The organism is Sphaerochaeta globosa str. Buddy (assembly GCF_000190435.1).
Classification (GTDB): domain Bacteria; phylum Spirochaetota; class Spirochaetia; order Sphaerochaetales; family Sphaerochaetaceae; genus Sphaerochaeta; species Sphaerochaeta globosa.
Map to the genome: position 1 here is coordinate 1,685,183 of NC_015152.1, position 22,539 is coordinate 1,707,721.

A 22,539-nucleotide genomic window follows, 5' to 3' on the forward strand; every position below is an offset into this window, starting at 1 on the left:
CGTGCTTGCCAACACATTCTTTCCTCTCGTATATACGGTGCATAGTAAGAATAACGGAGCAAATTCAATGAAACACCCAACACGTATGATCAGTATTTTGGTTCTGGCGGCAGCACTCGTAGGTGCCACCGGTTGCACAGCTACCAAAGAGCAAACGCAGGCAGAGCCTGCCGCCTTTGATTTCACCGCTTCTGCGGGGCAACCAGCGCTCTTTTCATCCACAATCGATACTACACCCTATCTTGTTTCGGTATCCTCTCTGAGCAATCCCCAAACCTATTACGATGCCCAAGACCTGGTAGATGAGACAGGTTTTACTGAGGTTGCAATCAACCTGGATGTTAGGGTCGGGCGGATTGAACCATTAGGAGACAGGAAGAAAGAACCAATTTGGGTCAGTCACAACCAAAGTCAGAGTAAATAAACCAAATCTGCCAAGATTCATTTCTTTATCTGAACTTGAGGAAGTTCAACTCAATCTGCTCCCTATCCGAACCTCTGTGACTCTGCCCAGAAAAGGTCATGCAGATGGCCTTGTCCCAAAGTCTGTCGATGGCACATTCAAGAGCATCATCCTCATCAAACACTTCCGGCCACTGAGAAAGATCTTTGTTGCTGGTAAGAACAATGCTTCCCGTCTCCTTCAGTCCTATTCGGTCAACCAATTGGAAGAACAGAAGCGTCTCCTGCCTGTTGAGCTTGCAGTATCCCACCTCATCGACAATAAGGCAGGAATACTTGGAAAGTCCGTTCAGGAGTTTTCCGGTCTTTTCTCCGACAATCGCATCATGAAACTTATCTTTCAGCTCATCCATCTTGATGAAGTACGCCTTCATCTTGTTGCTGCAGCATTCATTCCCGATGGCCATAGCAAGGTGGGTTTTACCAGTTCCCGTCGGTCCAATCATTATTACATTTCTCTTTGAACTGATGAAGGAAAGGCTTTTCAATGATAGAACCTGCCTTTTTGCCTTCTCGTTGAGAAGATCCATGTTGAAGTTGCCGAACAGGAGAGGATTTTTCTGTGGAATTCTCGAAAGCTTCTTCAAAGTGCTTATCGAAGACGCGTTCTTCTTCGCAACCATTGCGCCAAGGAGCCTGTCCAAGATGTCGAGTTCGGTTGGTGTAACATCAGAAGTCAGGCTCCATCCCAGGAAATCATCCGGTGAAAAAGGCAATTTCAGCTCCATTACGGCCTTCTCGTACCCGATGAGAAATTCGTCACTTGTCATTGAACGAATCCTCCTTCAGGATAGAGAACCTATCAAACCTCCTACTTGTATCCCTTGGAGGGACAAATGCCAATGTCGAGGTGACTTTTTGTGTCGGCTGTTCCTCCGGTTCAAGAGACCATTGTCCGATGCAGTTGTTCGGTTTTTTGACCAGTTCACGTGATGCGCATAGAGTTCATCGTGTGTGTCAGGAGTAAGAATCTTGAGCACATCACCCGTTCTCTGGACCCTCACGAATTTGCCAGAATAGCAGAGGGGCACACCGTAGATCCTGTTCTCGTAATTCACGTATCCGTCATAAGAAATTGTCCTCATGGGAGCAAGATACGGGATTAGACGAGCAATTTCAGGAAGGATGGAAAAAGCTTCGTGCTTATAGTGCTCTTCCATCGGTACGACATCCCTGCTTCTGGTAATGACGTTGTTCTTCTCGTAACACCAAGTTCTGGCTTCGTTGTTGAGATCGGTTATGTTGGTGAAGGTCTTTCCGACTATGAAGTTCTGCTTCACATAGAGTATCAGCCGCTCGACAGCCCCCTTGGTGAAGGGATGAGCAACCTTGCACAGCTTGGTCTTGAATCCGATCAAAGTCTGGAAGGCCTCGTATTCCTTGTTCCAGACAGGAGTCCCATCGCCAAGTCTCTTTATCACAACACTTTTCATATTGTCAGTAAGGACTGTCTTTGGGACTCCCATCACCATGAAGGCATGTACCATGCCGATGAAGAGGTTCTCCTGCTTGGCTGACGGAAAGAACTCCACGTATCGGAGACCGCAGTGATGGCATACCATTGCAAAGCATGCACACTGCCAGATGTTGCCGTAATTATCGCAAACATTTACAAAACCCCAGTCCATCTGGAACATCTCTCCAGGCTCAGTGACATATCGTCGACCACGGTTTGGCGTGTTTGCTGCAAGGATCCTGCGGGCAGGCACCAGGTCAAGATGCTTACTGATGTAAGCCTTCACCGAAGTATGGCTGCCTTTGTAGCCTTGCCTTCGTAGTGCATCAAAGATAACAGACGAATTCTTGATTCCTTTGGCAAGGTATTCAGTATTGATGAATTCCGAAAAGGGCGAAATCTTCGTCGTCTTCGACTTCCCGGTATTCCCGTTTGGCATGAGCTTGAAGTCATTCTTCTGCAGGTGCCTCAACTGTTGACGTGAAAGATGTAGCATTCGTTCCAGCTCGGCAAGGTTCATCTTGCCGAACTTGGCTATAACATCTTTCACTGCTTGTGATAGTATGTCCTGTGTAATCTCTTGGGACATGTGTTCTCCTTTACTTGGCAGATTTGGCTATCCACCAGTATAGGGCCTCATGTCCCATTTCTGTTTTGGTTATTTTCTATTGTCTTGTATTGGTTGTTTTCATCCGGCTATTTGTGGTTGTTTTCGCCCGACGCCAACATGGAAGAGCCAGTTTCAGAAAATTCAGAGGTTTTTATCACTCGGTCTGAAGAAGGAAACCTGACCATCACCAATGAAGGTACAAAGCTGTATGACTATGTCCTCTCAGGGACAATAGTCGGTACAGTAACCATTACCAGTGATGCTGCAACCTATGCAATCACCTTCAAGAATGCAAGTATTACGGGAACTACCCTTCCGGCTCTCCAGCTGAAGAGTTCTACCAAGGCTTTCATCAACCTTGCCCAAGGCACACAGAATATAATTTCCGACAGTTCGGATAATGAGAAGAAAGGAGTGCTGACCGCAGAAGGCGATGTAATCATCCATGGTGAAGGTTCTTTGGAGGTTGTCGCCAACAAGAAGCATGCTCTCAAGATTGACGGCACCTTGAGAATACAGAGTGGAACCATTTCCATTACTACGAATGAAGCAAGCGAAGGCAACGGTATCAGTGTGGACGAAGCCTTCATAATGGACGATGGATCTCTGACTATTGAGGCCAACGGGTCGGTATACCAGGAAGAAGGGAAAGGCATTAAAGTCAACGGGATTGAAAGCGAGTCAGGGGCAAAAGGCTACCTCGTAGTAAACGGAGGAACTATTGGTATCACCTCTGTAGGGAAAGCTATGACTGCCGGCTGGGATAAGGATGAGGATGCTGAAACTGAGGATACACGTGATGATCCAACGCCCAATCTCATTATCAACAACGGGGTAATTACGCTGAGAACTACGGGTAAGCCGTACGAAATCAGTGACGAGGCTTCTTTAAGTCCGGAAGGCCTGGAGGCCAAACAGAGTTTGATCATCAATGGAGGGTTGATTCAGGTATCCACTACCGACGATGCCCTGAATGCCGGCTCCAGCATTCAAATACATGGTGGTTTGATTATGGCTCACAGCAGCCAGGCCGACGCAGTCGATTCCAATGGAACAATAGCTATCACAGCAGGGACTCTAGTTGCCCTTGGTTCTCGAGCACCGGAGACAGCTCTTGATTGCGATGCCAATCAAAACTTCACCTATACCGGGGGAACAGTGGTTGCCATCGGGGGTGCTGCCAACAATACGCCCCTTGCACAAGACACAACAGGCAATGTGCTGACCTATGGAGGAAAGCTTGCTGCAGATACTTCTTTCGTCCTAGCCGATGCACAGGAGAACACGATCATTGCCTATGCCGTCCCAGCCTATTATGAACAGGGGGCTGCACTCCTTCTTAGTTCAGACAAACTCACGCAAGGAAAAGAAGTTACCCTTTCAATAGGAGGGAAACTAAAAGCCACTACTACGTTCAATGGGCTTGCCCTTGGAAAAGCAACCTATACGGGAGGAACAAGCGAGGCGATTACCCTTAGTGCATCGGTAACACATCTGGGAGAGGAATTGAGATCCATGGGTTTTGGTCCGAACCCACCCCATGGTTTTGAGCCTCCTGTATTCCAACAGTAAGCTAAAACAGATGCAAGAACCCGCTTTCTACCCTCTGAAGGCGGGTTCTGTCTTGGTTTTCTCCTAGTTAGGGCTATACTGAACAGCTAGGAGATAACCAGTCATGCTCGGTATGGTCAATCTAGTTTCCTTGCTTGTAAGTTCAATAGGGTTCACCGTTTTCTATAGTCTTTCGGTCAGGCCTGCACATATGGAAATAACTAATAGAAAGGATGCCTACAAACTTGCCGCTCGATACCGAATGGTTTGCTCCCTCTGTATGGGAGTTGCCTTCATCAATTTTGTTCTGTATCGCTGGTTTCCTGTTTCCTTCATTTCTGTTCCCGTCAATTTTCCCTGGCCATATTGGATAAGCTTGGTCTTGGCAATTGTTCTGGGTATCCCTGCCGGTTTGCTTATGGTTGTTGCGATACGTGATGCAGGGAAAGAAACAATGAAGCCTGATAAGGAGCATACGCTCTACACAGGTATCTACGATACGATCAGGCATCCGCAGGCAATAGCCGAGCTTACCGTTTGGAATGTATGTGCACTCGTGCTTCATTCACCCTTGCTGACCTTGGTCGCAGCCCTCTACACTCCCATCTGGAACATGTGGTGCTTTGTTGAGGAGAAAGATCTTATACTACGATATGGGCAAAGCTATCGGGAGTATCAGAAGAGAACAGGAATGTTCATTCCCAGACGGAGAACGCGCTAATCCCTGATGCAATGACACGGGAAACTTTTCATTCCAACCTATATTTAGACACTAAATGTATTCTGTATGGCTGTAGATGAGATAAATATCATTACTCATAGATAATTTTCATAACTGAAAGAATATTTTATTGATTTTCATACAAGACAAAGGTAAGATTTCCGAGTGAAGAAAATTGTATTCCTTACAATTCTACTCCTTCTTTCGTCGTTACTTGTTGCCGGTGTCATAGCTACCTACTCTACCTACCCTTTGAAGCTTGAAAGCTACAACTCCATCTACCAAAACAAGTATGGTGGTATAGGCACGAACCACTACCCAAATTTGATGGCAATGCACATTGGAAGGTTCAGCATCGACACGCAAGGACAGACAGTCAGGTCGTTCGCTTTGCTTTCAAACATCTCCAATGAGTTCGTATTCACTGGGCCGACACTATGGAATCCTACGTTAACAACCGATCAACTTGGGTTTCATGGTGTGGCGATTCTCAAGTATGGGTCACAACTAACCAATTCAAATCTCAACCAGGGATACACAAACCCGATTTATCCTACTGATACACCGATGTATGGGGTAATTACCATTGATTTCTACTTGATCTCCTACAATCAAGACAACGTGTTTCTTCCTGACAAGAGTTATGCTCATATGTCAGGAACTGTAGGAAATTTTACTGTTTCCTATTCCACTGAGGATGTTGGCTTTTGGAATGCTGATTTCACCCCTGTTACCGGTACGAACGGTGAGCCTATTCCTGAACAACCCTATCTAGGGCCTGGAACTATTACGCCCGATGACCCGGTTCCCTATGTAGATCCCACCGATCCCATCTTTGATTTTACGATTACCGATATACAGGAAAGCTTCCAACTTAGTGATGCGTATGGTACTGGTACAGCGTATGTGGCACAAGCCGAGGTGATCGTCACGAATGCCGATGTTTCCAATCCCTGCGGTGTTACGCTTACCTTCACAAATCAGACGAATACTGAATTTTTTGAAATGAGGAATACAGAGGATCCAAATCTCAGCACCCTCAAGTACAAGCTTTCCTTCAATGGCACTATCATAGACCCAGGTGATTTGGTAGATTGGGTTGGCTTTGTGAATAGTACGTATACCAAGGGTGTGTACGTGACTCAAATTCAGGAGCATGATGTTGATACCCTGGTAGAAGGCACCTACAGCGATACTATTATTGTTACACTCACTCCCAAGGATACTGTATAGGGTGATACAAGTATCAAAAACGTAAATAAGAGGTATGAACCATGCATGTCAAGCAAGTTTTGCAGCAGGTATTGGGAACTACACAACATATGCAGTTCAATGATGTTGATGTCGATCCCCTGAAAATCAGAGCAATCATGATTAATGAGGTGGTTCCTTCAGACCCTTTCCAGGATTTCTACGGACAAGCCGATGCAGAGTATCTGCACACAACAATTTCGCTTTTTAGGAAAGCGGGATTGCCCGTTGAAACCATGCAGGACATTTTACAGATGGGCATCTATATTACAAACGCAGTTAAAGTCCCCAAGTCTGCGTATTCGATTGAAAAAAGCAGCATCGAAGAGAGCCTACCCTATCTGGAACAGGAAATTGCAATGTTCCCACACGTTACTGTTATTATGCTTATGGGGGATGTGGCCAAGAAGGCATTTAACATGATTGCAAAGAAGCCTGTCGTTCCTTCCACGCCAACCTACAAATTGAGAAACAGTGAGTTTTATTATGGAAGTATCCGTGTCATACCGTCATATATTATGACCGGCAAAAACATTCTCATTGAGAAATCGAAGTTTGCAATGGCCGCTGAAGATATTGCTACCATGGCTCGCTGTATAGGATAACGCTATGAACAGCTTGAAAAACTATTCAGCTATGGTATCTTCATCCTTGTATGGATAATCTAAAGAACCCCAACAATGCCAAAGCCTTGTTCACCGGAAAGAAGAGCAATTTCTTTGAAGCCTGCCTTTCTAGCGGTATGGGATCTGTGTATGCAGACAGCTTTGAGCATCCAAGAAGTGCAATTGCCAGTATTGGCGACTTCGCTTTGTTGGGTGGAGAACCCTCTGAGGCTTTACTAAGGGATTTTTCAGCCATGCAGGGTGAGAAATTCCTTATTCTGGTAGGTCCCGACCAACCGTGGAATGATCTCATCGAGACAGTCTATGGCAGCCGGGCACACGCCATCACTCGGTACGCTCTGAAAAAGGATGAGCAGAGTTTCACTATATCGTCATTGCAAAAAATTGTTGATTCGCTGAAAGAAGACTATGTACTGAGAGCCATCGACGAGTCTTTGTACCATCAGTGCCTCAGTGAGAGCTGGTCAAAGGATTTGGTTGCATTGTTTACGACCTATGATCAGTATGCTGCACATGGTCTGGGATTTTGTGCACTGAAGGATGGGAAAATCGTCAGTGGTGCCTCTTCGTATTACTCCTATGAGAGTGGAATCGAAATTGAGGTCGATACCCATCCTGAGTATAGAAAGCAGGGATTGGCAGCAGCTTGCTGCGCCCAGCTCATTCTGTGCTGTGTACAGCGAGGTATATTTCCCTCCTGGGATGCCCATACAACAACCTCCCTGCATCTTGCCCAAAAATTGGGGTATCACTTCGATTATGCGTATACTGCGTATGAGATACACAGCTGACGCTGCTATGCTTCCCTATTCAATTGAAGAAGCTTGCTTTCTTCGAATCATCCAGCTTACTATTGCGAACAGAGAGTGTGTATGAAAAACAAGTATCCGGTGCATGAGGACTATAGCAAACTGCAAATTGGCTTTCCCATGAAGGCCCCTCTGCTGCCCTTCTTTCAACGGCTCACTCGATTGCTCTACGACAGAGAAGCTGTTCCCAGTTCGATCAGCCAGCAGAAATTCACCATTCCGAGTTACGAAGGATATGCACTCCCCCTGGAACTCTTCAGTCCTCAGAACCATGTGCAAAATTCACCTTGCATTCTATTTCTCCATGGTGGCGCTTTCGCCCTTCCGGCCAACGACTTTCATAAGAGGTTGATAGCTTTATATGCACTTGGTTGTTCTGCCAAGGTGGTATTGGTCGATTATCGTCTTGTTCCTCAGTATCGCTTCCCCTATGGACTTGAAGACTGTTACGCAGCCTATGCGTGGATGGTAGCACATGCAAGCGAGCTGGGTATCGATGCATCAAAGCTAGCAATGTGCGGTGACAGTGCCGGAGGGGCCTTGGCTGCTTCACTGACCCACCTGATCCGTGATCGAAAGCTGGCTAATCCCTTGTTTCAAATGCTCATCTATCCAGTTCTGGATGCACAACAGAATTCCGATTCCATGAAACGGTTTATTGATACTCCAATTTGGAATGCAAAACAAAACAAGAAAATGTGGAACCTTTACTGCAAAGAGACTGATAACTCTGCCTATTGCTCTCCCTCTCAGGCCCTTTCTTTTGAGGGATTACCCAAAGCCTATATTGAGGCCAATGAGTTTGATTGCCTGCGTGATGAAGCCCTTGCATATGCCAAAAAATTGCAGGATGTTGGTATTGAAGTGATACTTAATCAGACGCAAGGGACTGTACATGGGTTTGAGCTCAATTGGAAGAGTGAGTATACCCAAGCAATTATCAGACAGAGAATTGAGTACATGCAGAAGCAGTTCTCTGACTAGGATCAACGTTTTGCCTCGTTATCAATAGGAATATGAAAAATGCACCAAAATTCTATCCTATTGGAAATATTTCTTAAGTAGGATATACTTCTGTTAATTAATGGAGTAACCATGAAACGATATAGTTTGGTCTTTCTCTTGAGTCTTGCCACTGTGTCCCTAGCCTTTGCTTCCTCATATGTCGGTGGCAGTCTGTCTTTTATGCAAGATACGTATAGTGAGGACAATTACAAAGTAATTTTCAACCAGGGGGCAATCTCTATAGAGGGAGCAACTTACTTTGCCGCCTCAGAGCATTTTGGGCTTACCTATCAATTCGGGTTTGGCACATCCACACCCAAATTTGTGACCTCCATTCTTACGCTGGAAGGCGATCCGAAATCAGTGCTCACCGGAAGCCTCATGGGTACATTCAGGCATACATTGAACCGTGATTGGACGCTGGAAACTGCTTTGGGCTATGGGTATACCCAGAGTTCATACGAGGACTCAACCAGTGAAACAACGTCTCGTATTTCCAAGGTAGAGGCAAAAGTTGGTGCAGTATACGAGGTAGGCAATGACTTATTGCTTCTTGGTGGAGTCCGATTCAGCATTCCGTTCCGTGTTTCAACAACAACCAAAAGCGGTTCCTCCTCTACCACTGATACGGTCTCCCTTGAGAGTGGATCGGGGTTCGGCACCTACGTTGGGCTGGCGTTCCAGTATTAGGGAATCAGAATTACACTTTTTCTTCCGAGAAACCAACCTACACATACAGCACAGCAACTAGCATCACCATGAGTATGGAAATGAGGGTGTCCAAGGAGAGTGTGTTGTCTACATAATCGGCATTCACTGTGTCGTTGGGACGCATGTAGATGGTAACAACGAACGGAGGCGGAGTGAGAAACATGACAAGCAGGGCATATCGATAGATGGCCTCCATGCCTAGGAATTGGTCGATAAGGAAATGGTTGATCAACAATGCCAAGCCTAGCAATACGAGTTTTCTGACTAGGATTGTCTTGATCGACCAAGCCAATCCTTCCTTTTTGATATGAATGCCGTATCCGATGGAGAGAGCAATAAGAGGCGTGGTCAAACTGGCAAGCAGGGAGATACCTTCGCCGATGGCAGTCCAGAGTGGATGGGGTGAAAACCACTTGCCTACAAAACTTACAACAATACCTCCAAATATTGCAAGAATTACCGGGGATGTTATGAACTGTCGCAGCAACGCTTTGGTGGTATGAGCGCCATCACGTTCTTTGATTAGGAGCGCCATGAGCACAAAGAACACAAACAGGACTTGTCCCAGGTCGATCAATGCCATTTTACCCAGGTGTTCACTTCCATATGCGCTTTGAAACAATGCATAGCCTAACATTCCCATTTCAAAACCTCCAAGCAGGAGGGGGAAATAGGGAGTTTCCAGATGGAGGGGTTTTGCAAGGGCTTTTCCCAGTAAGACCATGAAGAAGCAGACCAAGAATATGGTGACAACCAAGATTAGATACTTTCCCTCAATTTCCAGCGTAGAGAACGCCTGAAACAGGAGTGCGGGAAGCGCAAGATCAGAGACTATCCGTTTAGCCCCGGCAACCGAGTGCGGTGTCAGTGTGCTTCCTTTCTGCAAGAGAAACCCTAGTATGAAGAGAAAGAGGACGGGAAGTATTGAATACATGCTTATCCTGCCATTTATAGTACGTAGGTAAACAGTACCATGCATAATCAGAGGGTGCAAGAAAAGACAGAATGGGGATGGCTAGTAGCCGAGTTCAGCCATTTGATAATTACCTCGTAAAATTGCATGATACATTTTGGTACTATTGAAGACGCAAAGAATCACATCGATGTAAGAAACTGGCAACTTGGTAAAATAGTTTCTAGCTGATACTTGGCGTTGAAATACGAATCTTTAAAATAGACTAGTCATGGCATATTCCCAAGTCCCAAAATATTTGTATGTATTATGGAATACTCTGTAGTATGATTACATCAGGACGCAACTACTTTCGTAATTCTTTTTCTGTGACAACAAGGAGGGAGTAAAGAAAGGTTCTTCCCAATCAGAATATGACTATTCGAACTCTCGGTGTTCAGGATTTTACTGCAGCTTATACATGCTGCAACGAATTTTCTCAAGTCACAAAGTTCGATGACTTGCCGAACTCTTGAAGTCCTGATCTAAAAAATATACTCACCTAGTTAGGTAAAGAAATATGGTTGAAGATACATCGTTCTATAGACTTCTAATCGAAGAGATAGATGACCCTGTAGGTATCGTAGACAAGAATATGGTCATTCAATACAGAAGCCCGAGCTATGAGAAGGCATTCGCTTTCCATCCAGAAGAACTCATAGGCACCCATGTCCTTGATCACCTGCAAGAAGAAGATAGAAATCAGTATTCCCGAATATTTGGGGAGCTCCTTGCAAAGGGGCCGGGATCGGTTGGGCATGTGCTGGTGAGAATGACTTGCAAAGATGGACATGATGCCAGCATTCGAATTTCCATGAAAAACCTATTAGATACAGAGCGCCTCAACGGAATACTGGAAACCTATATACGAATACCCGACCTTGAGAGTACCAATCGGCAAGTACAAGAAGAGATAGAAAAAAGCCGTGCCCTGATCGAAAGCACGGATGACATGATTTGGGTGGTCGATCCTGTAAACTTCGGGCTTATCATGTTCAATTCGAGCTTGATACACTACTTTAAGACCGGCCGAAGCCTCGATATCACGCGTGGGATGACACCTTCGGACTTGCTTCCCCCTGAGTATGCTATTGTATGGGAGCATATGTATGAAAAAGTTCTTTCCCAAGGTGCTTATAGGATCGACTATGAGACATCGGTGAACAAACGCATTCTAAACCTCTCGTTCAACGAAGTAAAAATCAGCGGTGAAACGATAGGAATATCGGTATTTGGCCAAGACATTACCGAACGGAAACTGACCGAGAAGGCATTGGAAACGGCCAACCGAAACTTTGACACTGCTTTAAAGAACTCGCTCATCGGTATAGTCATAGTTGACAAGAACAAAAAGATACGTTGGTCGAATCCTTCGGCTATGACGATGATGCAGCTTAAAGAGAATGAAATTATTGGGAAATTCTGTACGGATATTTTCTGTACCGCCGCACCCGAGAAATGTCCGATACTCGATGATGGGTTAAAAGTTGACAATAGTGAACGCATGTTGAAATGTGGTGGTGGGAAAGAAATTTTCATCATCAAATCAGTCTCCCCGATTGAGATGAATGGCGAGGAGCTGCTGATGGAAACCTTCGTTGACATCTCTGAACGGAAAAAGATTGAATATGAATTACGAACGAGCCTGACACAGAACAAGAGGATTCTTGAAAACCTTCAGGATGCATACTTCCAAACCGACCTGCATGGTACTTTCACAGTCATCAATCCGAAGGCATTGTCTCTGTATGGGTTCGTCTCCCTGGATACTCTGGTTGGACAACCTGCGGACATACTGTTTGCCGATTCTGAAGATATGAAAAAATTGATACGTAGATTGCGGCATGATGGCTCGGTAAACGACTATAATTGCAAGACATTACGTGCCGACGGCACAACATTCTGGGTCTCAATGAATGTGCAATTCGTCAAGAATGAGGAAGGAAAGATTATTGGGACGGAAGGTTTGGTACGAGATATCTCCGATCGCATGGAATATGAGAATGAAATACGAAATAATCGAGACAACTTGCGTGTATTGAACGAACGATTGGAGAAAATGCTCGAGCAATCGGTACATGCAATCTCGAAGATTGGAGAGCTCAAGGATCTGTATACTGCAGGTCACCAAAGACGAGTGGAAAAACTCGCTTGTGCCATTGCAAAAAGTTTGGGGTTTTCTCCACTGGACCTAGTCAACCTATCATTCGGGGCTCTCATTCATGACATCGGGAAAGTATACATCCCTTCAGACATCCTGAACAAACCAGGAAAGATTACTGATCTTGAAGTCCAAATCCTGCAAACACACGTGGAGCAAAGTTATAACGTTGCAAAAGAGATTGATTTCCCCTGGCAGGTTGCAGAGATGATTCATCAGCATCATGAACGGCTCGATGGAACTGGTTATCCCTTGGGGCTGCCCGGCGATGATATTATTCTCGAAGCAAGGATTTTAGCGGTTGCTGATGTTGTTGAGTCGATGACTTCACACCGGCCTTATCGCGCATCACTAGGAATTGAAGCCGCGATGCAAGAGATAGAAAATTTCAAAGGAAGCAAGTTTGACCCGCTAGTTGTTGATGCTTGTATGAAAGTGGTTACAGAAAAAGACTTTTCTTGGGATTGAGCCCACTCATCATACGGTGTTTGCTTCCCTCAGGCAGGTACTGCCCTACTCTTACGCTGTTTTCGGGCTAGAACGAAGGTGAATACCCCGGTGGAAACGTTTAGGCTGACTCTAACAATCGGGGGCAATCATATTTTTGTACGCTTGTATTGTTAATCTAACCAGTAATGAAAATACCTCAGGACGATTCCCGTAGAAACAGCAGGGGGAAAGTTCATCTCCCCCCTGCACCGAACTTCAATTACTACATAGGGTATTGGGCAAATAGTTCATAAGAAAGCCCGTATAGGCCTGACCCTGGCATCGACGTCTTTATAGGCCTGCATAAAATTCGAAGGGAAGTCAAAACTCCTGCTCCACGCTGCGTAAACAGCACACTCGTAGGAACACCAGTATCCGCTATCAGTAAAACCAGGCGCGCTTAGCAAAGCTAATTCATTGTACATCAAGTTCAGCTCGTCTTTCGAGGGTAAAAACCAGTTGTCATATACAACCCCGTCTTTTTCAACTACCAGCTCGTCACACAACTTCGCAGCATAGTCCCCCGTCTTGTCGTTTCCCGATTCTGAGCTATAGGCTTCGTCTCCCATTGCATCCACCAAGTCCTGCGTATTCCATCTCCCGACTCCTACGTCAGTCCCTCCTGTCACAATAGTATTGCTACCTGAAGGCCGGTGATACCCAAATATATGGCTGTAATCAGCTCTTTCCGGGACATCATCCGTATCAATCGAAACCCTGCGATCCGATCCACTACCAGCCACCCAAAGGTCGGCAGGAGCCACCTCAAGATACCGCCAACCATTCTCGATGTAAAACTCATCCGAAACATAGATTATCCACCCGCCTGCAGGGCCTCTATCACCTACCGCATACTCTGTCCATCTCGCATACAAAGCCTTGTCCCCCATAGAACCTTGCGCAATAGTAGTCACAGCAGTACCTTCAAAAGCAGCGTTGGAGAACCACCCATCAAACACAAAGCCGGGTTTCGTCGGAGCTTGCAGTGTTATCGTCGGTGTCTTGATGGTGTAGGTTTCAGGATTGCCGTCATCGTTGATTCCGCCATCCAGGTTGTAGGTGATGGTGTAGGAATCATAAGTCTTGGGATCAATCGTATCGTTGCAGCCAAGCAGTAGGACTGAAAGAAGGATTGATGTAAAGAATATTGTTAGTGTAAGTATCTTTGTTTTTTTCATTGTTTTTCCCTTAGTAAGCAACCATAGTGATAAGATTTAACAGAACTGTCATTCTGTACGAGATAGAACAACTATTCTTTTATCGTGAGAGCCTGCAGACTGAACGTAAGCAGGACCACGATGGCACCAAAGCATTACTGTGAACGAAGCTAATTCATGCATTCCTCCTACAAGAAAGAAGTAGATGGTAGAAGTATCGAGACAATCTAGAAGAGACTAATATAGTATGTCTGAGCCTTTGGATTTTCTCTTTCCACGTAACTGTTACTTTGCCTAGTATGTAATGCATAGGTAAAGTTCCAAGATGCACCATCCTACGATTGCTGGATGAACAACTTGTCTTGGGCCGGATCAAAATCTTGCAGTAATAGAATGGGAATAGAACCATCCAACGTTTTCCAAGAACCGTTTGCATCCGGTTCTTGTTGATAACGGAATGACTGGAGCCGGTTGTCGGAGTTTCGTACCTTGAAGTAGAGCTGATTGCTAGAAGCAAACAAAGCTACAGAATTCAGGAAGAACAGGATGACTGTGCAAGCGGCCGTCCGAATGAAAAACTTCATAATCGAAATCCTCGCTATCTTTTTAAATTATGTTTATAAGTATGTTCAAGAGGTCTTTTGACGCTTGAAATGGGTTGATTATGAAAGAGTTCCTATCCAGAAAATTGGAATTGACTTACTTGGCTGAAATTTCTACTTAAAAACAAAGTTATATACAGAATATTCACTCTGTGAAATATTTATGCTTTCTTACCTGTGACTTGCAACAAGACTTGCTCAGTCTTTTATAATGACTCCAGATTTGTGAAAAAACCCATGGTTATATTAGTTGTATTTATATTCTGTGTAGGTAATTCCGTACCTTGTGGTATCCTCATCCCCAACACAGACGATATCAGGGTTACTTAACGGCTCATCCAGGCAGGCGAGCTAAGGGGTCTCGCTCATCGTAGGTGCAGACAGAATTTTGGACCAAATTGATATTGGATTTAGTTTGTTCAGTGATGAACGGAAAAGATTCATAGTAAGAAATGCAAAAGATAACGACTTTCACCTTCACACGATACGAGTGGCCTAGTTTCCTAAATTATGCCCATAACCTAAAAATTCCTCTGGACAGGCATCTAGTATTTCCGTATTATTGTCAAAGTAACTCGGGCGCGTAACTCAGCGGGAGAGTGCTACCTTCACACGGTAGAAGTCGTTGGTTCAAACCCAATCGCGCCCAACAGGCAACTGGCTCTATTACAAGAGTTGGTTGCTTTTTTGTAGGTGGAGAATTTTTATAAAACGCTCCGGGCTGTGCATATTTCGTATTCCACTCTGAATACGCTTGTTTCAAATCCAAAGCTTGATAGAATAGCACAGACCGACCTTGACTCAATCAAGGTGCAATAGTATTTCATGAGCAGGCAAGTCTACCGAAATGAAGATGAACCTCATACAGAAAAGAAACAGAAAAAGGATAGAACGTGAAAAAGTTCCTTCAACAACTAAAGCGTGCTCTTGGGCAGTGGTCATACGGACGATATGGGTATGATCAGTTGTCAAAAGTCTTATACTTCATAAGCATTGTCTGTATCGGATTGTCACTCATCCCGGGTTTCCAATTCTTGGTAGTAATCTCCTTGGTACTTGTGGTATTGGTAAGTTTCAGAACCTCTTCCAAACATACCGCGAAGCGAAGGCTTGAAAACGAAAAATTCCTCAGCCTCACAAAGAAACCAAGAGATTGGTTTGCGTTCAGGAAAGAAGTGTATGCAAACAGAAAGACTTACAGCTATTTCATCTGTACCGAATGTGGACGCCATTACAGAGTCCCCAAAGGAAAAGGAAAAATCAAAATATCCTGTCCTGGTTGTGGTACTACCGTGATCGCCAAAACGTGATAAGCCACACCACTTCATGTGCAAGTAAAATTTTAGTCTAAAAGGCAGAGGGCTCTATACCCTCTGCCTCCATGTTGCTGAATTGCTCATCAGAAAGCTCGTGCAGGCCTGACTCTATACATACCATCTCGAGGGTTCATGCTTTGCATTCCATTCGTGAAAAACTGAAGCATCGCATAGAATGAAGAGTTTTCTAATTCTGATGAACTCCAATAATAGCTATCAGTTAATCCCCCAATAGGCACCTCAATATGGTAGAGATTCTCGTACATTACGTTCAACTCATCTTTGCTCGGCAGAAACCAATCTGTATACCCTCCGTTTGCATAGAGGCTGCAGGCCCTTGCAGCATAGTGCTCCGTCGGACTGTATACCATAGGATCATAATCAGAAATGTAATAGGCAGAGGTCCCCATCGCATTCACCAAGGCTTCTGTGTTTGCCTTGCCGGTTCCTATCGCTGTACCTGTGCCCACTGCAAGGTTAGCACCACCAGGTGTTGATCGGTAGAGTCCATAGAAGTGAATGTAGGGCCTTGTAGTGTCGAATTCCGACGTAATATCCGAAGGGGCAGCCTCCAGGAACCGCCATTCATCTTGATACGTCCCCTTGTCATAGAAAACTATCCCACCGGCAGGACCAGTGTCTCCAGGAACATAATCAGGTATCCAATTTGCATAGACGGTAATGTCCTCAGTCAATGGCGTGGAGGCGTCGAACGCTGTCCTCCCGCCATTGACTTGCGTGTACCATCCGCCGAACGTATCGCCTCTCTTGCCAGGAGGTGTCGGTAATGACCCGACCGTATCAGTTCCTGCAGTCCGCAACACATTCTTGGATGCAGGATACACATTGGAATCTGCGCCCTGATCATCGAACGTAACCGTCACTTGCCTGTTTGCCAACTCATTGATCATATCGCTGCATCCAGTGAACACCACAAGCAACAACCCAATGCATACTACTAATTTTCCTGCTTTCATCCGCTTACCCTACCGTCCGAACTGCAATCCGGCACTCATTTCATACTGCATTCAATCCAAATTTGGTTTTGAATATAGCAATTGTGCGAGTACGAAGCGGCACCTTCACATAAAAAGGGTTGATTTCTACTCAAAAACTCAACAACTAAGAGATTGCTCTGAAAAAGTTGGTAGCTTCTATGGAAAATCGGATAGTTAAAACTCATCCCTCAAGCTACTCAGTGAACTGATACCCCTGCTTGTATAACCATGCAGGGTTGTGAGTATCAGGTTCTGGGGAATTGACTCCAGAAAGTATGCTTGGCTTTTAGCAGGAGAAGAATCTACCCACATAGAATTCCGTGCTCTGGAATACCTGGTGATGATCAACTCGTTCTTTGCCCTGGTTAAGGCTACATAGAGAACCCTACGTTCTTCCTCCTCGGCTTCAAGATCACCTAGGGAGCGGGAGTGAGGATACTGGGAAGGAATGGCTGAAGCAACAAAACAGATGGGAGCCTCAGTCCCCTTGGCACTATGGACGGTGATAAGGGTAAGGGCATCGTCGCTGCTCTCGTTGCTCAACTGGGTACCATGCATCGGCTCAAGCGTGAAATCATCAATGAATTGTCCCAGTGTATGATAGGTGCGGGCAACTTTTTCCAACAACTGTAAATCCTGCTTGCGTTGCTTCCAGTGGTCATATCGCTCAGCTAACAATGGACTCAACTGTTGAATTGCAGCCTGAATGCATGCTAGAGGCGTGGTACCAGCTTTCATCGCAGACGCTAGAGCGGTGACACTTGCATGGTCCTTCCCAAGCAAGCTCTCCAACGTTTGGATGACTGAATCGCTTGCGGTGCCCGCACTATACACATTGTTCACAATCCGCTCAGCAGAAATCTCCCCTATTCTGGGGAACAACTGCAAATAGCGCATCCAAGCAAGATCATCAGAGCTGTTGCGTACCAAACGCAACAGAGCAAACACATCCCGTACATGGGCAGATTTAGTCAGCACCAACCCACCGATGAAGCGATAGGGAATCTTTCGTCTGATCAATTCGGCTTCCAACGTCTTGGCCTCAAAACTTGAACGATATAACACCATAATATCGGAGAGAGGAATCTTCTGTTCCTGATAGCCAACCACTTGGTCGGCTATCCACGAACATTCATCGGCTTGGTTCTCAAAATCCTCGAGACGGACCAAGTTCTCACTTCTGCCTCTTATCGCCTCAAGAGTATGCTGATAAGGATAGGAGGAACACGACAACAGCCAGTTGGAAACATCGAGAATTTCTTGGTAACTGCGATAATTCAATGACAAGGAAAAGGAAATGCTGTCACTGAATATTGTCCCGAACTCCATCATGTGGGTGAACTCGGCTCCCCGGAACCGGTAGATTGATTGGGCCGGGTCTCCTACACAGAACAAGTTCACCTGCTCCCTACTGAAGTGCTTGAGAATATTGAACTGAATGGGATTTGTGTCCTGCATCTCATCCACCAACACTTCATCGAACAGGGTGCAAACTGCATGCCGCAATGCTGCCTTCTTAGTCAACGCCTCATCGAATTTTATCAGAAGGTCATCGTAATCGAGATAGCCCCGTTCCTCTTTTCTCTGCTGGTACAAACTGAATATCTGCATGCAGAGGTCTATCTGCTCTTCATCCAGATCCGTTTGCTCGTGAAGATAAACATCTGTATTTTGAAGTGTATTGCGACTGTACGAGTAGAGAGAAAGCAGGTGATCGGAACTGGGAAATCCTCTTTTTGGTCCCTTGAGGTTCTTGATGAGGGATTTTCTCACCATGCCCATCAGATTGTCCTGGTCATCAGAGTCGATAATCGATAGGCCACTGATAGCAAAACTTTTGGGAAGTGAACTCATGACCTTCAGACAGAAAGCATGGAACGTCCCCATCTGCACCGACTCCCCTGCTGATCCGACTTCATGAGCCAACCTATGACGAAGCTCCTGTGCCACACGATTGGTGAATGTGAGGACCAGAAGCCTATCCGCTTGCGTCCCCTGGGTAATGCGATGGGCGGCGCGAGCGATAATGGTCCGCGTCTTTCCGCTCCCGGCCCCGGCATTCACCAGAATATTTCTTTTTGGCCCGTCATACACAACTGCAGCCATTTGTTGCTGATTGAGTTCCACCTCATCACCTCAACATATGTATAGTTATTACAGCCTACCACCTCTTTGCATGATTGCATAGAGCAGAGAAGTTCATCCCTACAGGTATTTGCTTTTGTTGTGCATGGGGACTACCATAGGCTATGCATACACTGGTAATCGGAAGCAGAGTTCACGCTGATAAGCAAGGTATCAACTTCTTTTCATTCGATGAACACACAGGTGCCTTACAGCACCTCTCGGGCTTTGGAGGAGTGGAGTATCCAAACTTCCAATGTTTTGATCGTGAGAAACGAATACTCTACACCGTCAGCGAAACTGAGACGGATGGGCATGTATATGCCTATCGAGTTTCTCCTGCCCTGACGTGTGAAAAGCTGTTCTGTGTTCCCAGTCAGGGTGACTCTCCCTGCCATCTAGCCCTCGAGCCTACTGGCAAAGGCCTTGCAGTCGCAAATTATGCTGATGGGGTGTTCACCTTCCTGGGTTTTGGAAGGCCTGACTTTATTGAAACCTTCCCAGGCAAAGGAAAACATCCAAATCGGCAGCAAAGTAGCCATATCCACAGCAGCCTTTGGCTGGAAGCAGGAAAATCCTTGTTGGTTGCTGATTTGGGCCTCGATCGAATAATCTGGTATACGGATTCCTTCACTCGCAAACATTACATCACCGTGCCCGCTGGAACCGGACCACGACACCTAGCACTCTCATTGGACCAAGGCACCCTCTTTGTTGCCTCAGAACTTTCCAATGAAGTATTGGTAATCCAACTAGGACCTGAACCTAGCGTGGTCCAGACCATCAGCACCCTACCCGCTGATTTCCTTGGTGAGAATACGGTAGCGGACATCCACCTCTCATCCGACCAACGCTTTTTGTACTGCTCCAACCGTGGGCATAACAGCATTGCAATGTATGCTCTTGATCTAAGCACTAGCTCTCTTACCTTGCTTGGTCACTGTATGGTGGAACAAGAACCAAGGAACTTCTGCATCTCCCCTTCTGATTCCTTTGTTCTGGTTGGCAATGCCGGCAGCAACTCGGTAACGGTGCATGTCATCGACCAGATAACAGGATTACTTTCGTCTGCGATGCATCGAATCGAGCTTATTGAGCCTGTGTGCCTGACTTTTTTCGACTAAGGCAGAGAGAGGGCCGGTTTCCCAGCCCTCTCTCATTTTTCTTTCAACATTGTATCTTCTTGTGTACCTTGCCTACCAGTTCTTCACTATCGTCACCTTGGTGACTGAATTGGAAGTACCACTTGCGATAGCCTTGCTCAGCAAGGACGTTCCGAACAGGATGGCTATCAGAAGGTAGACACTAAGAAAGATGCCCGCCCCTATCAACATTGTATTACTCTTCTTAAGCTTGGACTTCATGTTCAGCCTCCTTGGTTTGTTTTGCATAGGTTTGCAGATCTTCCATCGTGAGGCCCAACGTCTCCATGGTGGAGAATAATGCTGGCAACTCACGCTTGATGAACTTCTCGCGGCGCTGCTTGAGCACCAGTGTTCGTGCATCCTTTGCGGTGAAATAGCCAATTCCCCGCTGGTTCTCCAGGGTGCCTTCATCTTGCAGCAAGGCATACGTCCTGATAACCGTATTAGGATTCACTTCCAACTCCATGGCCATATCGCGTACCGAGGGAATTCGCTGTCCGTCGTCCCAGACTCGATTGAGTATGAGGTCATGGATGTACTCGGCTATTTGCAGATAGATTGGAGAGAGTGTATTAAACTGCATCTGTTGCTTGGACCTCCTCAACCCTGAAGAACGCAGTTACCATACAGAACAGTGGCAGCACTGCGTAGTACAACACATTCGAAATACCCGTAAAGACCTTGATCGAAAGCATAGAATTTTCAGGGAAATCAGGATAATTGAAGTTTAGGGTATCGAAGAAATTTACGGTTGAACCGAACTTGATCGCAAACACAAGTCTGGTGAACAATAAAGCCAAGCCACCAAATCCAAGCGCAATGACGCCAACAGCCAACACAGTCTTTACAAAGTGGGCTTTGTGGAAGTAGGCAGCCCCCAGGATGAATACCGAGTTCCATACCCAGTATTGGGCAAGCAACATCCCCAGCTCGTTACCCTTGAACGGATTGAACAAACCTACGGGACTGCCGAAGATCAAGAGCTGAATCGGTTCGGTGACAACGCTGGTCAAGAAGAATACCAATGTCACAGCAATCGGATAGGCAATGGTCGACACGAGGGCCTTGGAGAGGAACTTCTCCAGGTTCGTCGCAGGAAGCATCAGCCAATTATGCTGGGAATTCTTGGAGTACATATCCTCGCTGAACATCATGCTGGTAGTAATGAAACCACCGAGAAGCAAGAAGCCGGGAAACATCTCTGAGTACACTTCCATCGGAAAGGAAGCCATACCGGTATACCGTACAATCAGGCTCTGCATGGTCTCAAAACCAAAAAGCAGCAAAACAACAACCAATCCATAGATTGTATAATCTCTTTGACCCGTCTTCCATTCCCGCTTAATCAATGCAAGCAATCTATTCATCATACACCTCCCATGGTGCCTTTCGAGGTCTGGACCACCACATTGAACAGGGTTTCCAAATCAAGGGGCTGCCCCTCGGTTTCTTCAGTACGTTCGCTCAGTACCATCCAGCCACCGAGCACCTTCTCGGTATACATTGCTGTATCTGTTTTTGGCTCACTGGTGGTCAGGTTCAACACATACTTATCGGCTACACTGGCAACCGTGTCGTTGAAAATGACCGAACCGTCATGCAGGATAATAATCGGATCAATGAGGTTTTCCATATCACGTACCTGATGGGTTGAAATAATGAAGGTCCTATTTTCTGTCATCGCCGAAGCAACCGTTTGTCGGAACTGCCTTTTTGAGGGAATGTCCAATCCATTGGTCGGTTCATCCAGGATGAGCAGCGATGTGTTGGAAGCAAGACCGAAGGAGAGCAGAACCTTCTTCTTCTGACCAAGTGACATCTGGTCGAGTCTCTGATTCAAATCAACTTCGAAATCCTTGCAATACACACCGAACATGGTGTGGTCGAACCGCGGATAAAACGGGCTGAGCATTGCAAGGTACTCATTTGCCTTCATCTTGGGGAGTGGAAACTCTTCGGGCAGGTAGAAAATCTCCTGCAACAACGAAGGGATTCGCTTCTGAGGATTTTGGTTGAACACCTCAATCGCTCCGCTTTGTGCAAACAACTGTCCGCACAGCAACTTCAGCAAGGTGGTTTTCCCTGCTCCGTTCTTTCCTAAAAGCCCATAGATATTTCCCCGGCGAATCTCAAGATCCAGATGGGAGAACAACTTTTTACTTTGGTATGAGAACCCAATGTCATTCATACGAACTGCCACATCCATCTCCATTGCAAGAGCTGGTGCTTCTTGTACTACTTGGCTTGCCATGCATGCCTCCTAATTTGCTACTGTACTAGCTTACTAATACACCAATATTGCAATCTTGTCCAGTATCTCACTACAAAACTTTCATATTTTTATGTTGATTTCTATCCGGCTGGAACTTTTACGATATTTCTAGACAATTGCC

The 22,539-nt window shown here is 45.8% G+C and carries 21 protein-coding genes, 1 tRNA gene and 1 pseudogene; 12 read left to right on the top strand and 11 right to left on the bottom strand.

Annotation, left to right across the window (positions count from 1 at the left end; genetic code table 11):
- The first annotated feature begins 67 nt into the window (after positions 1-67).
- Positions 68-424, top strand: a complete 357-nt coding sequence (locus tag SPIBUDDY_RS07895; RefSeq protein ID WP_013607224.1) for a hypothetical protein — start codon at positions 68-70, stop codon at positions 422-424.
- A 25-nt stretch (positions 425-449) separates the two neighbouring features.
- On the opposite strand, the gene SPIBUDDY_RS07900 is transcribed toward SPIBUDDY_RS07895, so the two are convergent.
- Both SPIBUDDY_RS07900 and istA read right to left on the bottom strand, forming a co-directional pair.
- Entirely contained in the window at positions 450-1,232 is a 783-nt protein-coding gene (locus SPIBUDDY_RS07900) for an ATP-binding protein (RefSeq protein WP_013607225.1), read from the bottom strand.
- Between the two features lie 15 nt (positions 1,233-1,247).
- Positions 1,248-2,507, bottom strand: coding sequence for an IS21 family transposase (istA, locus tag SPIBUDDY_RS07905; protein ID WP_013607226.1), 1,260 nt, complete (start codon positions 2,505-2,507; stop codon positions 1,248-1,250).
- A 138-nt stretch (positions 2,508-2,645) separates the two neighbouring features.
- On the opposite strand from istA, the gene SPIBUDDY_RS07910 reads away from it, so the two are divergent.
- The 7 genes from SPIBUDDY_RS07910 to SPIBUDDY_RS07940 all read left to right on the top strand — a co-directional run bounded on the left by SPIBUDDY_RS07910 (position 2,646) and on the right by SPIBUDDY_RS07940 (position 9,181).
- On the top strand, positions 2,646-4,100 hold the full coding sequence (locus tag SPIBUDDY_RS07910) for a carbohydrate-binding domain-containing protein (RefSeq protein WP_013607227.1): 1,455 nt from the start codon (positions 2,646-2,648) through the stop codon (positions 4,098-4,100).
- A gap of 103 nt (positions 4,101-4,203) precedes the next feature.
- Positions 4,204-4,800 carry a methyltransferase family protein gene (locus SPIBUDDY_RS07915; RefSeq protein ID WP_013607228.1) on the top strand — a complete coding sequence of 199 codons (597 nt, stop codon included), beginning with the start codon at positions 4,204-4,206 and terminating at the stop codon, positions 4,798-4,800.
- 327 nt (positions 4,801-5,127) lie between these two features.
- Complete coding sequence (locus SPIBUDDY_RS07920; protein ID WP_155816081.1) at positions 5,128-6,033, top strand: hypothetical protein; 906 nt, start codon at positions 5,128-5,130, stop codon at positions 6,031-6,033.
- Positions 6,034-6,074: 41 nt separating this feature from the next.
- Positions 6,075-6,656, top strand: a complete 582-nt coding sequence (locus tag SPIBUDDY_RS07925) for a uracil-DNA glycosylase family protein (protein ID WP_013607230.1) — start codon at positions 6,075-6,077, stop codon at positions 6,654-6,656.
- A gap of 50 nt (positions 6,657-6,706) precedes the next feature.
- Positions 6,707-7,468 carry a GNAT family N-acetyltransferase gene (locus tag SPIBUDDY_RS07930; RefSeq protein ID WP_013607231.1) on the top strand — a complete coding sequence of 254 codons (762 nt, stop codon included), beginning with the start codon at positions 6,707-6,709 and terminating at the stop codon, positions 7,466-7,468.
- Between the two features lie 81 nt (positions 7,469-7,549).
- Positions 7,550-8,470, top strand: a complete 921-nt coding sequence (locus SPIBUDDY_RS07935) for an alpha/beta hydrolase (RefSeq protein ID WP_013607232.1) — start codon at positions 7,550-7,552, stop codon at positions 8,468-8,470.
- Positions 8,471-8,581: 111 nt separating this feature from the next.
- Positions 8,582-9,181: an outer membrane beta-barrel protein gene (locus SPIBUDDY_RS07940; RefSeq protein WP_013607233.1), complete on the top strand. Its 600-nt coding sequence runs from the start codon at positions 8,582-8,584 to the stop codon at positions 9,179-9,181.
- Positions 9,182-9,218: 37 nt separating this feature from the next.
- Here the strand turns inward: SPIBUDDY_RS07940 and SPIBUDDY_RS07945 are convergent, their stop codons facing one another.
- Complete coding sequence (locus SPIBUDDY_RS07945) at positions 9,219-10,136, bottom strand: AEC family transporter (RefSeq protein WP_013607234.1); 918 nt, start codon at positions 10,134-10,136, stop codon at positions 9,219-9,221.
- A gap of 538 nt (positions 10,137-10,674) precedes the next feature.
- Here SPIBUDDY_RS07945 and SPIBUDDY_RS16510 point away from each other — a divergent pair.
- Together SPIBUDDY_RS16510 and SPIBUDDY_RS15675 are read left to right on the top strand one after the other, a co-directional pair.
- Positions 10,675-10,950, top strand: a pseudogene (locus SPIBUDDY_RS16510) (PAS domain S-box protein); the annotation flags it as partial.
- 18 nt (positions 10,951-10,968) lie between these two features.
- A complete protein-coding gene (locus SPIBUDDY_RS15675) occupies positions 10,969-12,783 on the top strand; it encodes a PAS domain S-box protein (RefSeq protein ID WP_245523759.1) in 1,815 nt (604 codons plus the stop codon).
- 269 nt (positions 12,784-13,052) lie between these two features.
- On the opposite strand, the gene SPIBUDDY_RS07955 is transcribed toward SPIBUDDY_RS15675, so the two are convergent.
- A complete protein-coding gene (locus SPIBUDDY_RS07955) occupies positions 13,053-13,982 on the bottom strand; it encodes an InlB B-repeat-containing protein (RefSeq protein WP_013607236.1) in 930 nt (309 codons plus the stop codon).
- A 314-nt stretch (positions 13,983-14,296) separates the two neighbouring features.
- Complete coding sequence (locus tag SPIBUDDY_RS07960) at positions 14,297-14,545, bottom strand: hypothetical protein (protein ID WP_013607237.1); 249 nt, start codon at positions 14,543-14,545, stop codon at positions 14,297-14,299.
- Between the two features lie 595 nt (positions 14,546-15,140).
- Here SPIBUDDY_RS07960 and SPIBUDDY_RS07965 point away from each other — a divergent pair.
- Positions 15,141-15,212 (top strand) — tRNA-Val (locus tag SPIBUDDY_RS07965).
- Between the two features lie 750 nt (positions 15,213-15,962).
- Here the strand turns inward: SPIBUDDY_RS07965 and SPIBUDDY_RS07975 are convergent.
- Positions 15,963-16,856, bottom strand: a complete 894-nt coding sequence (locus SPIBUDDY_RS07975; protein WP_013607239.1) for an InlB B-repeat-containing protein — start codon at positions 16,854-16,856, stop codon at positions 15,963-15,965.
- 195 nt (positions 16,857-17,051) lie between these two features.
- Positions 17,052-19,004: an ATP-dependent helicase gene (locus tag SPIBUDDY_RS07980; RefSeq protein ID WP_013607240.1), complete on the bottom strand. Its 1,953-nt coding sequence runs from the start codon at positions 19,002-19,004 to the stop codon at positions 17,052-17,054.
- Positions 19,005-19,126: 122 nt separating this feature from the next.
- Here SPIBUDDY_RS07980 and SPIBUDDY_RS07985 point away from each other — a divergent pair, with 122 nt between their 5' ends.
- Positions 19,127-20,125 carry a lactonase family protein gene (locus tag SPIBUDDY_RS07985; protein ID WP_013607241.1) on the top strand — a complete coding sequence of 333 codons (999 nt, stop codon included), beginning with the start codon at positions 19,127-19,129 and terminating at the stop codon, positions 20,123-20,125.
- Positions 20,126-20,197: 72 nt separating this feature from the next.
- Here SPIBUDDY_RS07985 and SPIBUDDY_RS16160 read toward each other — a convergent pair whose 3' ends face one another.
- The 4 genes from SPIBUDDY_RS16160 to SPIBUDDY_RS08000 are packed head-to-tail and all read right to left on the bottom strand — an operon-like array spanning position 20,198 to position 22,397.
- Positions 20,198-20,365, bottom strand: coding sequence for a hypothetical protein (locus tag SPIBUDDY_RS16160; protein WP_013607242.1), 168 nt, complete (start codon positions 20,363-20,365; stop codon positions 20,198-20,200).
- Positions 20,349-20,729 (bottom strand): GntR family transcriptional regulator, encoded by a 381-nt coding sequence (locus SPIBUDDY_RS07990; RefSeq protein WP_013607243.1) that lies wholly within the window; start codon positions 20,727-20,729, stop codon positions 20,349-20,351. The genes SPIBUDDY_RS16160 and SPIBUDDY_RS07990 overlap by 17 nt, the downstream gene beginning before the upstream one ends.
- Positions 20,719-21,513, bottom strand: a complete 795-nt coding sequence (locus SPIBUDDY_RS07995) for a hypothetical protein (protein ID WP_013607244.1) — start codon at positions 21,511-21,513, stop codon at positions 20,719-20,721. The genes SPIBUDDY_RS07990 and SPIBUDDY_RS07995 overlap by 11 nt, the downstream gene beginning before the upstream one ends.
- The gene (locus SPIBUDDY_RS08000) at positions 21,513-22,397 is read right to left on the bottom strand and encodes an ABC transporter ATP-binding protein (RefSeq protein WP_013607245.1); all 885 of its coding nucleotides are present in this window, start codon (positions 22,395-22,397) and stop codon (positions 21,513-21,515) included. The genes SPIBUDDY_RS07995 and SPIBUDDY_RS08000 overlap by 1 nt, the downstream gene beginning before the upstream one ends.
- Positions 22,398-22,539 lie beyond the last annotated feature (142 nt).

Coding starts and splice junctions, on each gene's coding strand:
- SPIBUDDY_RS07935 (WP_013607232.1), top strand. CDS start 7,550: ATGAAAAACAAGTATCCGGTGCATGAGGACTATAGCAAACTGCAAATT.
- SPIBUDDY_RS07985 (WP_013607241.1), top strand. CDS start 19,127: ATGCATACACTGGTAATCGGAAGCAGAGTTCACGCTGATAAGCAAGGT.
- SPIBUDDY_RS07990 (WP_013607243.1), bottom strand. CDS start 20,729: ATGCAGTTTAATACACTCTCTCCAATCTATCTGCAAATAGCCGAGTAC.
- SPIBUDDY_RS07900 (WP_013607225.1), bottom strand. CDS start 1,232: ATGACAAGTGACGAATTTCTCATCGGGTACGAGAAGGCCGTAATGGAG.
- SPIBUDDY_RS07925 (WP_013607230.1), top strand. CDS start 6,075: ATGCATGTCAAGCAAGTTTTGCAGCAGGTATTGGGAACTACACAACAT.
- SPIBUDDY_RS07995 (WP_013607244.1), bottom strand. CDS start 21,513: ATGAATAGATTGCTTGCATTGATTAAGCGGGAATGGAAGACGGGTCAA.
- SPIBUDDY_RS07895 (WP_013607224.1), top strand. CDS start 68: ATGAAACACCCAACACGTATGATCAGTATTTTGGTTCTGGCGGCAGCA.
- SPIBUDDY_RS07945 (WP_013607234.1), bottom strand. CDS start 10,136: ATGTATTCAATACTTCCCGTCCTCTTTCTCTTCATACTAGGGTTTCTC.
- SPIBUDDY_RS16160 (WP_013607242.1), bottom strand. CDS start 20,365: ATGAAGTCCAAGCTTAAGAAGAGTAATACAATGTTGATAGGGGCGGGC.
- SPIBUDDY_RS07940 (WP_013607233.1), top strand. CDS start 8,582: ATGAAACGATATAGTTTGGTCTTTCTCTTGAGTCTTGCCACTGTGTCC.
- SPIBUDDY_RS07960 (WP_013607237.1), bottom strand. CDS start 14,545: ATGAAGTTTTTCATTCGGACGGCCGCTTGCACAGTCATCCTGTTCTTC.
- SPIBUDDY_RS08000 (WP_013607245.1), bottom strand. CDS start 22,397: ATGGCAAGCCAAGTAGTACAAGAAGCACCAGCTCTTGCAATGGAGATG.
- SPIBUDDY_RS07920 (WP_155816081.1), top strand. CDS start 5,128: ATGGCAATGCACATTGGAAGGTTCAGCATCGACACGCAAGGACAGACA.
- SPIBUDDY_RS07975 (WP_013607239.1), bottom strand. CDS start 16,856: ATGAAAGCAGGAAAATTAGTAGTATGCATTGGGTTGTTGCTTGTGGTG.
- SPIBUDDY_RS07915 (WP_013607228.1), top strand. CDS start 4,204: ATGCTCGGTATGGTCAATCTAGTTTCCTTGCTTGTAAGTTCAATAGGG.
- SPIBUDDY_RS07930 (WP_013607231.1), top strand. CDS start 6,707: ATGGATAATCTAAAGAACCCCAACAATGCCAAAGCCTTGTTCACCGGA.
- SPIBUDDY_RS07955 (WP_013607236.1), bottom strand. CDS start 13,982: ATGAAAAAAACAAAGATACTTACACTAACAATATTCTTTACATCAATC.
- SPIBUDDY_RS07910 (WP_013607227.1), top strand. CDS start 2,646: ATGGAAGAGCCAGTTTCAGAAAATTCAGAGGTTTTTATCACTCGGTCT.
- SPIBUDDY_RS15675 (WP_245523759.1), top strand. CDS start 10,969: ATGAAAAACCTATTAGATACAGAGCGCCTCAACGGAATACTGGAAACC.
- istA (WP_013607226.1), bottom strand. CDS start 2,507: ATGTCCCAAGAGATTACACAGGACATACTATCACAAGCAGTGAAAGAT.